Consider the following 12,292-nt stretch of genomic DNA (forward strand, 5'->3'; position numbering starts at 1 on the left):
TGCCGCAAGATAGCCTCGCCCGTCCTTCAAACAGTGCTGGGCCCAAAACAATAAAAGCCCCTAAGCGCAGGAAACTTCAGCATGTTCTTCGCTCGTCTCTCTATCCAATGGCGAATCACGCTCTTGAGTGGCCTGTGCCTGCTCGCCGTCGTCGGGGCATTGACCGGCGCCTCCCTGTATCAGAACCAGCAAGGCGCGACGCTGCTCAAGCAGCAAAGCAGTCAACTGCTCGGGCGCTCGGCCCTGGAAGGTTTGCAGGCACAGGGCCTGGCCCACGGTCAGCGGGTGGAACGCTTTTTCAGCGAAACGGCGATCTATGGGGAAGGTTTTGCCCAGCAGGTCTTGCAACTGCGCGCCCAGGCGCGGAACGGGCGACTGACGCCAGGGCAACTGCGCCGGGACCTGATCGCCGCGACCCGCCAAGCCCTTCAGAACCGTGAAAAAGTCCTCGGTTTCTACGTGGTGCTGCTGCCCGACGCGCTGGTCGGTGAAGATGCCGGTTTCACTGGCCAACGCGATCTGGCCGGCAATGAAAAAGGTCGCTTTGCCCTGTACTGGTCGCAAAGCCAACCCGGCCATTTGGTGCAAGAGGTGCTCAGCGAAGCCCAGATCAGCGCCAACACCGCACCACCGGGCAGCGAGCCGGCCAACGCCTGGTACGTCTGCCCGCAAACCCAGGGGCGCACCTGCGTGACAGAGCCCTACGCGATCGAGGTCGAAGGCCAGAAGACGTTGATGAGCAGCATCTCCATACCGTTGCTGGACCAGGGCAAAGTCATCGGCGTGGTGGGCATGGACATCAGCCTCGATACCCTCCAGCAACTCGCCGCCAGCCTTGCCAACGACCTGTATCCCGGCCACAGCGAGATCAACATTCTTTCCCCGTCAGGGCAAGTTGCCGGTCATAGCGGCACGGTTGACGGCACCTCCGTCGACGTTCGACAAGCCGTGCAAACCGTCCCCGACAATACCCCCTGGCAATTGCAGATACGCGTGCCCGAAGCGCTTGTGCAAGCACCGGCCCTGCACATGCAGGCACAGTTGGACGACAAGCATCGCCAGGCCAACTGGTTCAACCTCAGCCTCGGCTTGCTGGCTGCCGGCTTGGGCCTGTTGCTCATCTGGCTCACCGCTTACGGCGTGACCCGGCCGCTGCTGCGGGTGGCGCATATGCTCGATGCGATTGTCGACGGCGACGGCGATCTCACCCAGCGCCTGCCCAACGACCGCCACGATGAATTGGGCCTACTGGCGAAGGGCTTCAATCGCTTTCTCGACAAATTGCAGCCCATCATCCGCGATATCCAGCAAGCCTCCCTGGACACCCGCAACACCGCCGACACGTCGGCACAGGTGGCCCGGGAAGTCAGCGCGGGCATGCACACGCAGTACCGGGAAGTCGAACTGGCGGCAACGGCCTTGCATGAAATGAGCACCAGTGCCCAGGAAGTGGCCCGCCATTCCCACCAGGCGGCCGATGCCGCCACCGTCGCCGAAAGCGCCAGCCGATCGGGGCGTGAACTGTTCGCCAACGCGGTCACCAGCATCGACAGCCTGGACCGGCGCCTGGAGACCACGCTTGAGCAAGTGCAGGCGCTGGCCGGCAACAGTCAACACATCGGCCAGGTGCTGGACGTGATCTGCGCCATTGCCCAGCAGACCAACCTGCTGGCCTTGAATGCCGCCATCGAGGCCGCCAGGGCGGGTGAACAGGGGCGTGGTTTCGCGGTGGTGGCCGACGAAGTGCGGCATCTGGCGAGTAATACGCAGAATTCGGTCGAACAAATACGCTCGGTGATCGAAGCGTTGCAGCAACTGAGTCAGGACGTCGTGCACAGCACCCAGTCGAGCCGCGAGCTGGCCAGGGACAGCGTCGCTCACGTCGACAAGACCCAGGCGGCACTGCAGCGCATCACCGACGCAGTGGAAGTGATCGAACACATGAACCAGCAGATCGCCAGCGCTGCCCTGGAGCAAAGCGCTGTGGTGGAAGACATCAGCCACCGCGTCAGCGACATTCGCGGGATCAGTGAAACCTTGACCAGCCGCATGGAAGAAGCCTCGCAGGCGAGCCACTCGTTGCGTGCGATGGCCAATCACCAACAGCAACTGGTCGGTCACTTTCGGATTTAGGGGCCATTACACAATTTCACAGAGCGCCTACAAAGCTTCACCCCTGTCGTTGGACTCGATCCCTACCATGGGCAGCTCAATATTGGGGAAGCACCATGTCCAAGATTCCTTTCGTCACACTGGGCCTGTTGGTCGGGGCGCTGCTGCTCGGTGGCTGTGATAGCACCTCGACCCCAGAGGCATCCGCTCCGCTGGCAAGCGTGCGCGTCGAAACCGTCCAGGCCCGGCCACTGTCGATCAGCAACGAGCTGAGCGGCCGGATCGCCGCGCCGCGGGTGGCCGAAGTCCGGGCGCGGGTGGCCGGCGTGGTCTTGCAGCGGGTGTTTCGTGAAGGCCGCGACGTCAAACAGGGCGAGGTGCTGTTTCGCATCGACCCGGCACCGTTCAAGGCCGACCTGGACAGTGCCGAAGCGGCGTTGCGCAAGGCCGAGGCCAATGCGTTCCAGGCCCGTTTGCAGGCACAGCGTTATGCCCAGTTGATCGATGACAAGGCGATCAGTGGCCAGGATTACGACAACGCCCGGGCCGGCGTGCGCCAGACCGCCGCTGACGTCGCGGCCAGCAAGGCCGCGGTGGAACGAGCGAAGCTGAACCTGGGGTACGCCACGGTGACCGCGCCGATTTCCGGACGGATCGGTCGCGCCCTGGTGACGGAAGGCGCCCTGGTCGGGCAGAACGAAAGCACGCCGTTGGCATTGATCCAGCAGCTGGACCCGATCCACGCCGACCTCACGCAGTCGACCCGCGAACTCAACGACCTGCGCCGCGCCTTTCGCGCAGGGCTTTTGCAAGCGGTCGGCCAGGGCCAGGCCAAGGCCACGTTGATTCAGGACGATGGCAGCCCCTATCCGCTGCCCGGCAAGTTGCTGTTCACCGACCTCAGCGTCGACCCGAGCACCGGCCAGATCACCCTGCGCAGCGAATTCCCCAACCCCGACCTGGACTTGCTGCCTGGCAGTTTCATTCGCGTGCGCCTGGAACAGGCGGTCAACAGCCAAGGCATCACCGTGCCGCAGCGGGCGATTTTGCGAGACAGCGCCGGAGTCGCCCAGGTGTTGCTGCTGGATGCCGAGCAGAAGGTCAGCCAGCAACCGGTGCAACTGGGCGCCGCGCAAAACGATCGCTGGGTCGTCACGCAAGGTTTGAAGCCCGGCGACCGCATCGTCATCGAAGGCCTGCAACACGCCCGTCCCGGCGAGCAGGTCCGGGTCGACGATTCCCCACTTCCCCTCGCCCAGGTTCCCGGGCCACAGGCAGGACACTAAGCCATGCCGCAATTCTTCATCGACCGCCCGGTGTTCGCCTGGGTCGTCGCGTTGTTCATCCTGTTGGCCGGTATCCTGGCCATCCCGCAACTGCCGGTGGCGCAATACCCGGTCGTGGCCCCGCCACAAATCGAGATCTACACCGTCTACCCGGGTGCTTCGGCGCAAACCGTGGACGAAAGCGTGGTCAGCCTGATCGAGGAGGAACTCAACGGCACCGACAACCTGCTGTATTTCGAGTCCCAGAGCAGCCTGGGCAGCGCCACCATCACCGCGACCTTCCAACCCGGCACCAACCCGGAACTGGCCCAGGTCGACGTGCAGAACCGCCTCAAGGCCGTGGAGTCGCGCCTGCCGCAAGCGGTGACCCAGCAAGGCTTGCAAGTGGACAAAGTCTCCGCCGGCTTCCTGCTGCTGATCACCCTCACCTCCAGCGACGGCAAGCTCGACGACGTGGCCCTCAGCGACTACCTGGCGCGCAACGTGATGAACGAGATCAAGCGCCTGGACGGTGTCGGCAAGGCCCAGTTGTACGGGGCCGAACGGGCCATGCGGATCTGGATCGACCCGCAGAAACTCGTCGGCTTCAACCTGACCCCGGCCGACGTCAATGCCGCCATCGTGGCGCAGAACGCCCAGGTGTCGGCCGGCAGCCTGGGCGATTTACCGAGCCGCAGCACCCAGGAAATCACCGCGACCATCGTCGTCAAAGGCCAGCTCAACACGCCGCAGGAGTTCGCCGACATTGTGCTCAAGGCCAACCCCGATGGCTCGACGGTGCGCATCGCCGACGTGGCACGGGTGGAAATCGGCAGCCAGGAATACCAGTTTTCCACGCGCCTGAACGGCAAGCCGTCCACTGCCGTGGCGGTACAACTGTCGCCGGGCGCCAACGCCTTGAACACCGCGACCCTGGTGCGCAACAAGATGGACGAGCTGTCGCGCTACTTCCCGGCCGGCGTGGAGTACAAGATTCCCTATGACACGTCGCCGTTCGTCAAGGTCTCGATCACCAAGGTGATCTACACCCTCGGCGAGGCGATGTTGCTGGTGTTCGCGGTGATGTTCCTGTTCCTGCAGAACATCCGCTACACCCTGATCCCGACATTGGTGGTGCCGGTGGCGCTGATGGGCACCTTCGCGACGATGCTCGCGCTGGGGTTCTCGATCAACGTGCTGACCATGTTCGGCATGGTGCTGGCCATCGGCATCCTGGTGGACGATGCCATCGTGGTGGTGGAGAACGTCGAGCGGATCATGGCCCAGGAAGGCTTGTCGCCCAAGGAGGCCACGCGCAAGGCCATGGGGCAGATCACCGGGGCGATCATCGGCATCACCCTGGTGCTGGTGGCGGTGTTCATTCCGATGGCCTTCATGCAGGGCTCGGTGGGGGTGATCTACCAGCAGTTCTCGCTGTCGATGGCGACCTCGATCCTGTTCTCGGCGTTTCTCGCCCTGACCCTGACCCCGGCGCTTTGCGCGACCTTGCTCAAACCGGTCGCCAAAGGTGATCACCACGCCAAGACGGGTTTCTTCGGCTTGTTCAACCGTGGGTTCGACCGATTCGGCGAGCGCTATCACGGTTGGGTGGCCTATGCGGTAAAACGCAGCGGCCGTTATCTGCTGATCTACGGCGTGTTGCTGGTGGGCATGGGCCTGCTGTTCAGTCGCCTGCCCTCCTCGTTCCTGCCGGTGGAAGACCAGGGCTACACCATCACCGACATCCAGCTGCCACCGGGTGCCAGCAAAAACCGGACGGTGCAGGTGGTGGAGCAGATCGAAGCCCACAACGCCGGCGAACCGGGAGTCGGTGACAGCACGATCATTCTCGGTTTCAGCTTTTCCGGCAGCGGGCAGAACGCGGCCCTGGCCTTCACCACCCTCAAGGACTGGTCGCAACGCGGCGCCGATGATTCGGCGGCGTCCATCGCCGACCGTGCCAACCTGGCGCTGGGTCAAATCAAGGACGCCATGGCCTTCTCGGTGCTGCCGCCGCCCGTGGATGGCCTGGGCACTTCCAGCGGTTTCGAGTTCCGTTTGCAGGACCGTGGCGGCCTCGGCCACGCCACCTTGATGCAGGCCCGCAGCGAATTGCTCGCCGCCGCCGACAAAAGCCCGATACTGATGAATGTGCGTGAAAGCGCCCTGGCGGAGGCGCCGCAGGTGCAATTGGAGGTCGACCGCAAGCAGGCCAATGCCCTGGGCATTTCCTTTGCCGACGTCGGCAGTGTGTTGTCCACGGCAGTGGGTTCGACCTACATCAACGACTTCCCCAACCAGGGGCGTATGCAACGGGTGGTGGTCCAGGCCGAGGGCGACCAGCGTAGCCAGGTCGAAGACTTGCTGAAGATTCATGTGCGCAACAACAGCGGAAAAATGGTCCCGTTGTCAGCCTTCGTCCAGGCCCGCTGGACCCAGGGGCCGGCGCAATTGACCCGCTATAACGGCTATCCGGCGGTGAGCATTTCCGGCGAACCGGCACCGGGCTACAGCACCGGGCAAGCCATGGCTGAAATCGAACGGCTGGTGGCCCTGGGGCCGACGGGCCTGGGCCAGGAGTGGACGGGGTTGTCCTTGCAGGAACGTTTGTCCGGCAGCCAGGCACCCATCCTGTTAGGCCTGTCGCTGCTGGTGGTGTTCCTGTGCCTGGCGGCGCTGTACGAAAGCTGGTCGATCCCGACTTCGGTGTTGCTGGTGGTGCCGTTGGGTGTACTCGGCGCGGTCTTGGCTGTGTCGTTGCGCGGCATGCCTAACGACGTGTTCTTCAAGATCGGGCTGATCACCATCATCGGCCTGTCGGCGAAAAACGCGATCCTGATCATCGAGTTCGCCAAGAGCCTGTACGACGAAGGCCACGACCTGATCGACGCCACGCTCCAGGCGGCACGCCTGCGCCTGCGGCCGATCATCATGACCTCGCTGGCCTTCATCCTTGGGGTGGTACCGCTGGCGATTGCCACGGGCGCCAGTTCGGCGAGCCAGCAGGCTATCGGTACCGGAGTGATCGGCGGGATGATCACCGCCACGCTGGCGGTGGTGTTTGTGCCGGTGTTTTTTGTGGTGGTGATGAAGCGTGTCAGGCGTGTTGATCCCAAGGGATGATGCAAACTGACCCACCGCTATCGCGAGCAAGCTCGCTCCCACAGTGGATCTTCAGCGGGCACAATATCCGCGTACATCCGCAATCCTCTGTGGGAGCGGGCTTGCTCGCGAAGAGGCCAGCACATTCAACATCTTCATTAACTGTGACGCCGCCTTCGCGAGCAAGCCCGCTCCCACAGGGGCCTGCGAGGCACATGAATTTTGTGCCTGTCGAAGATCCACTGTGGGAGCGAGCCTGCTCGAGATGACGGCAACGAGCCCGATGATCAGTCCGCCTGCACCGTGACCTGGCGCTGTTCGCCCAAGCCCTGGATTCCCAGGCGCATGGTCTGGCCCGGCCGCAGGAACACCGGGTTGGGCTTGATGCCCAGGCCAACACCCGGTGGTGTGCCGGTCGAGATGACGTCGCCGGGTTGCAGGCTCATGCACCGGCTCAGGTAGGCAATCAGTTGCGGCACGCTGAAGATCAGCGTTCGGGTATTGCCGTTCTGATAGCGGTGTCCGTCGACCTCCAGCCACAGCTCCAGCGTATGCGGGTCGGCAATGTCGTCCCGGGTCACCAGCCACGGCCCGAGGGGGCCGAAGGTGTCGAAGCCCTTGCCCTTGTCCCAGGTGCCGCCGCGCTCCAGTTGCCACTCGCGCTCGGACACATCGTTGATGACGCAGTAGCCGGCGACATGCTCCATGGCATTGGCTTCGTCGATGTAGCGCCCGCCTTTACCGATGACCACGCCCAGCTCGACTTCCCAGTCGGTCTTGAGCGAGCCGCGCGGGATCTGGATGTCGTCGTTCGGCCCACAAATGGCACTGGTCCATTTGTTGAAGATGATCGGCTCCTTGGGCACCTCCATATTCGACTCGGCCGCATGGTCGGCGTAGTTCAAGCCAATGCAGATGAATTTGCCGACCTGGCCGACGCAGGCACCGATGCGCGGCTGGCCGGCCACGATCGGCAGGCTGCGCGGGTCGAGGGCGGCGAGCGCTGCCAGGCTGTCCGGGCCAAGGACCTGACCGGCGATGTCCGGCACATGGCCCGAGAGGTCGCGGATCTGATTGTCGGCATCCAACAGCCCGGGTTTTTCCGAACCTTTTTCGCCGTAGCGCAATAGTTTCATGTCGTGCTCCTGCTCAAGTGAAGACCGGGGTTCAGATGCTCATGCCACCGTCGATGATGTGGATGGCACCCGTGGTGTAGGCGGACGCATCACTGCCCAGGTACAACGCCAACTGCGCGATCTCTTCAGTGTGGCCGATGCGGCCCATGGGCTGGCGGTCGAGAAATTGCCGGTAGACCTGCGCCTCATCGACGCCCTGCTGCGTGGCCTGATCGGCGATGCGCTGGCGCAACGAGGGTGAATCCACGGTGCCTGGGCAGATCGCGTTGCAGCGGATGCCCTGGCTGACGAAGTCGATGGCGACGGCCTTGGTCAGGCCCACGACTGCAGCCTTGCTGGTGGCATAGGCGAAGCGATTGGGCACGCCCTTGACGCTGGAGGCCACCGAAGACATGTTGATGATCGAACCGCCGCCACGGCCCAGCATGCACGGCAGGAACGCATGGATCATCCGGTACATGGCCGTGACATTGAGGTCCATCGAACGTGCCCAGGCGGCTTCGTCGCAGTCGAGGATGTTGCCGCTGTGCACAAAGCCTGCGCAGTTGAACAACACGTCGAGCCCACCGATGCGTTCACAGGCGGCGCTGATGGCAGCGGGCGACGTGACATCCAAGGGCATGGCGGTAATCCCTTCGATCCCCGCCAGTGCCTGGATATCGATGTCAGTGGCGAACACCTCGGCACCGGCGCGGGCGAAGGCAATGGCGCTGGCCAAGCCAATGCCCTGCCCCGCTGCCGTCACCAGTACGCGCTTGTTTTGTAGGTTCATGCGGTCTCCAGTTGGGCTGCCGTGGTGGCGTGCTTGGGTGTCCTGCCGAGCATCGAGGCGGGAATGGCCAGGATCAGTCCACCGCTGACCAAAAGACACAAGGCCAGTACATAGGTGCCGTTGTTGATATTGCCCGTGAGGGTTTCGGCCACGGCGGTGATCATCGAACCGGTGAAGCCCGACAGGTTGCCGATGGCGTTGATCATGCCAATGCCGGCCGCAGCGGCGACGCCCGACAGTACGGTGCCCGGCAGGGTCCAGAAAATCGGCATCAGGCTGAGGATCCCTGAGGCGGAGACACTGAGGAAGAGTACGGACAACACCAGGTTGTCAGCGAAGAACGCACTGAGGATCAGCCCGGCGCCACCGATGAAGGCTGGAATGGCCGCGTGCAGACGCCGTTCGCCGGTTCGGTTGGAATGCCGCGCGTTGAGCAGCATCGCCACGATGGCCACCGAGTAGGGGATGGCGGTCAGCAAACCGATGTGCAGGCTGTTGGTGATGCCGGTGCTCTTGATGATCGACGGCATCCAGAACGCCAGGCCGTAGAAGCCGGTGTTGAAGGTCAGCAGGATCAACACCAGCAACCACACCCGAGGATTGAAGAACACTTCACTCAAGCGCGTGGCCTTGCCCTGGTTGTCGGTTTGCAGGTTGGCCTTGAGCAGGGCTTTTTCCGCGACAGACAGCCATTTGGCTTTGTCGATATTGTCGGCCAGGCAGACGATCACCACGAACGCCATGATGATCGAAGGAATGCCTTCGATGAGCAACATCCATTGCCAGCCAGACAGGCCATGCACCCCTTGCATGCTGTTCATCAGCCAGCCGGAGAGTATCCCACCCAGGGTCAGGCTGACCGGCAGCGCCAGCAGGAACCCGGACATCACCCGGCTCTGCCGGTGGGTCGGGAACCAGTAGTTGAGGTACAGGATCACGCCGGGGAAAAAGCCCGCTTCACAGATGCCCAACAGAAAGCGCAGCACGTAGAACATGGTGCTCGATTCGACGTGGAACAAGCCTGCCAGCGGCACGGTGTAGGCCACGGCCATGGAAATCACCGCCCAACTGAGCATGATCCGGGCGATCCAGAACCGCGCGCCAAAGCGATGCAGCAACAGGTTGCTGGGGACTTCGAAGAGGAAATAGCCCCAGAAAAACATACTGGCGCCCAAGGCATACACGGTGTTGCTGAATTGCAGCTCGTTAAGCATGTCGAGCTTGGCGAACCCGATGTTCACTCGATCGAGGTACGCCGCCATGTAGCACAACAGCAACACGGGCAGGATCCGCCAGATCACCTTGCGGTAGGTCCGGTCTTCGAAATCCAGTTCGCAGGCGGGAGCCTGCGTGGGCAACTGCTCGGAGATGGTTTGCATGAGGTAACCCCTGATTGTTTTTATTGGGTCACGTCGAATGAGCGAATCATCCGGCGATTGAACGAGGACTCTACTGTCGGGGAGCGATTCTTTCCCAATGGCATTTTTGGATTAGTTGATAACGAGGCGTTATCAACTAATCCTCAAGTCCATGGAACCTGTAGCGAGTTATCCGTGGGAGCAAGGCTTGCCCGCGATGAAGACGACGCGGTTTGAGGGAAAACGCGGCGCCTGCATCGCGGGCAAGCCTTGCTCCCACAGATTCATTCTGCCCTTAAGCAGGCTGCATGGCGGCCAGGCGGGCGTTGTCCTTGAGGATCTCGGCGAACTCCAGCGCCGCGCCCACCAACGGCTCATCCTTGCGCGTGAGAATGCCGTAGTCCTGCGGCACCAGGTGCAACGGGGTATCGAGAGTCTTGAGCTGGCCGCTTTCGAGCAGCGGATCGACCATCGCATTGGGCAGCATGCCGATCATGGGCCCGCGTTGCAGCACCTGGAGGAAGGTCTGCATGGAAATGGTGTCGATGGTGTTGCGCGGCATTCCCACCCCGGCCTCGGCGAAGGCCAGCTCCATGCGTGCGCGAATCGGCGTGCCGACCGGATAGAGAATCCACGGCAAGTCCACCAACTGCTGCAAGGAGACCGGGCCCGCGCCGGCCAACGGATGGTGACAGTTGACCACGATGCAGAACGGTTCTGGGGCCAACGGTTGGAAGTCATAGCGCTGCTGCTGGCTTTGATCGGTAAAACGGGCCACCGCCAGGTCAAGCGTCTTCTCTTCAAGCATCTCCATCAGGTGGTTACTGGTCTGCTCCACCACTTCAATCGACAGCAACGGCCAGCGCTGCTTGATCTGCAGGATCGCCTCGGGCAAAGCCACCGCAGTGGCGGCAAAGATCCCGCCGACCTTGAGAAAACCGTGCCCCCCCTCGCGCAAACTACTGATCTGTTCGACGAACGAGCGCGCATCATTCAAGGCAATCTGCGCATACCGCAGTACGTGTTCGCCCAAAGCCGTAGGCGGCATGCTCCGAGGCAATCGCTCGAACAAGGCAAAGCCGAGCAGGCTTTCGATTTCCTTGAGCATCTTGCTGATGGCCGGCTGGCTGAGGTTCATCTGCTGCGCCGCCAGGTGCATGTTGCGGGTGCGCCCCAACGTGTCGATCAGCAGCAAGTGGCGGAATTTGAGCCAGCCACAGAAGCTGGAGAAGGACAGATCTGACATGGCGATTCCTCAGGCCGGCGATAACCCAACGTTATCAAATACTGAATATATCTCATTGGAGTTTATCGAGCGGCCACCCTAGCGTGAAGGCTTTACGAACAGGAAGACTTGCCATGTCGCTACTGCTTACTCCCGAGAACACCCTGCCCGTCGATGGCGTGGCCGGTACCCTGATTGGTCGTGCCTGGGTGCCAGGCCGAATCGCCGGGCCTTCGCCCATTGCGTTGCGCAGCGACGGTGTGTTCGATCTCTCGGATCGTTTTGCGACATTGAGCGATCTGCTGGAAACAGAATCGCCGCTGGCCGCCGTGCGACAGACGCCCGGCACCTTCATCGCCAGTGTCGAAACCCTGCTGGCCAACACCGGCCCTGATGCCGACCCGAGCAAGCCGTCGCTGTTGCCGCCACTGGACTTGCAAGTGATCAAGGCCGCCGGCGTGACCTTCGCCGCCAGCATGATCGAGCGTGTGATCGAGGAACAGGCCGGCGGCGACGCGGCGAAGGCCGAAGCCGTACGCACCACCGTGCACAGCGTGATCGGCGACAACCTGCGCACGATCGTGCCGGGCTCCGAGCAAGCCATGCGCCTGAAGGACTTGCTCATCGAACAGGGCATGTGGTCGCAGTACCTGGAGGTCGGCATCGGCCCGGATGCGGAAATCTTCACCAAGGCACCGGTCCTGGCCGCCGTGGGCAGCGGCAGCCGCATCGGCATTCATCCGATATCGCAATGGAACAACCCGGAACCGGAAGTGGTGCTGGCGGTGAACAGCCGGGGCCAGATCCACGGCGCCAGCCTGGGCAACGACGTCAACCTGCGGGACATCGAAGGCCGCAGTGCGCTGTTGCTGAGCAAGGCCAAGGACAACAACGCTTCCTGCGCCATCGGGCCGTTCATTCGCCTGTTTGACGAACACTTCAGCCTGGATGACGTCCGCTCCTGCGTGGTCGATCTTAAGGTACAGGGCGAAGACGGCTACCGCCTGCAGGGTTCGAGTTCCATGAGCCAGATCAGCCGTGACCCGCAGGACCTGGCGGGCCAGACGCTCAACGCCAATCACCAATACCCGGATGGTTTTGTGCTGTTTCTCGGTACCCTGTTCGCCCCCACCGAAGACCGTGACCATGCCGGCAGCGGTTTCACCCACAAACGCGGTGACGTGGTCAGCATCAGCAGCCCGTTGCTCGGCAGCCTGCATAACCAGGTGACCCACAGCTGCGATGCCGCCCCCTGGACCTTTGGTGTCAGCGCCTTGCTGCGTAACCTCGCCGCCCGAGGCCTGCTGGAGCGCTAAAACGCC

The 12,292-nt window shown here is 62.6% G+C and carries 7 protein-coding genes and 2 pseudogenes; 5 read left to right on the forward strand and 4 right to left on the reverse strand.

Annotated features, from left to right (window positions below; genetic code table 11):
* Positions 1 to 81: 81 nt before the first annotated feature.
* From B0E42_RS31690 to B0E42_RS07765, 4 genes and pseudogenes are all read left to right on the forward strand, one after another.
* A pseudogene (locus B0E42_RS31690) lies at positions 82 to 1,275 on the forward strand (HAMP domain-containing protein); the annotation flags it as partial.
* A 264-nt stretch (positions 1,276 to 1,539) separates the two neighbouring features.
* Positions 1,540 to 2,133 (forward strand): annotated as a pseudogene (locus B0E42_RS31695) (methyl-accepting chemotaxis protein); the annotation flags it as partial.
* A gap of 95 nt (positions 2,134 to 2,228) precedes the next feature.
* Positions 2,229 to 3,398, forward strand: a complete 1,170-nt coding sequence (locus B0E42_RS07760; protein WP_077506144.1) for an efflux RND transporter periplasmic adaptor subunit — start codon at positions 2,229 to 2,231, stop codon at positions 3,396 to 3,398.
* Between the two features lie 3 nt (positions 3,399 to 3,401).
* The gene (locus tag B0E42_RS07765; RefSeq protein WP_077506145.1) at positions 3,402 to 6,500 is read left to right on the forward strand and encodes an efflux RND transporter permease subunit; all 3,099 of its coding nucleotides are present in this window, start codon (positions 3,402 to 3,404) and stop codon (positions 6,498 to 6,500) included.
* 266 nt (positions 6,501 to 6,766) lie between these two features.
* On the opposite strand, the gene B0E42_RS07770 is transcribed toward B0E42_RS07765, so the two are convergent.
* The 4 genes from B0E42_RS07770 to B0E42_RS07785 all read right to left on the reverse strand — a co-directional run bounded on the left by B0E42_RS07770 (position 6,767) and on the right by B0E42_RS07785 (position 10,991).
* Entirely contained in the window at positions 6,767 to 7,615 is an 849-nt protein-coding gene (locus B0E42_RS07770) for an ureidoglycolate lyase (RefSeq protein ID WP_077506146.1), read from the reverse strand.
* A 31-nt stretch (positions 7,616 to 7,646) separates the two neighbouring features.
* A complete protein-coding gene (locus B0E42_RS07775) occupies positions 7,647 to 8,387 on the reverse strand; it encodes an SDR family oxidoreductase (protein ID WP_077506147.1) in 741 nt (246 codons plus the stop codon).
* Complete coding sequence (locus B0E42_RS07780) at positions 8,384 to 9,766, reverse strand: MFS transporter (RefSeq protein WP_077506148.1); 1,383 nt, start codon at positions 9,764 to 9,766, stop codon at positions 8,384 to 8,386. Before B0E42_RS07780 ends, B0E42_RS07775 begins: the two co-directional genes overlap by 4 nt.
* A gap of 274 nt (positions 9,767 to 10,040) precedes the next feature.
* The gene (locus tag B0E42_RS07785; RefSeq protein WP_077506149.1) at positions 10,041 to 10,991 is read right to left on the reverse strand and encodes a LysR family transcriptional regulator; all 951 of its coding nucleotides are present in this window, start codon (positions 10,989 to 10,991) and stop codon (positions 10,041 to 10,043) included.
* A gap of 113 nt (positions 10,992 to 11,104) precedes the next feature.
* Between B0E42_RS07785 and B0E42_RS07790 the strand changes: the two genes are divergently transcribed.
* Positions 11,105 to 12,286 carry a fumarylacetoacetate hydrolase family protein gene (locus B0E42_RS07790; protein ID WP_077506150.1) on the forward strand — a complete coding sequence of 394 codons (1,182 nt, stop codon included), beginning with the start codon at positions 11,105 to 11,107 and terminating at the stop codon, positions 12,284 to 12,286.
* Positions 12,287 to 12,292 lie beyond the last annotated feature (6 nt).

Source organism: Pseudomonas sp. A25(2017) (genome assembly GCF_002001065.1).
GTDB lineage: Bacteria > Pseudomonadota > Gammaproteobacteria > Pseudomonadales > Pseudomonadaceae > Aquipseudomonas > Aquipseudomonas kilonensis.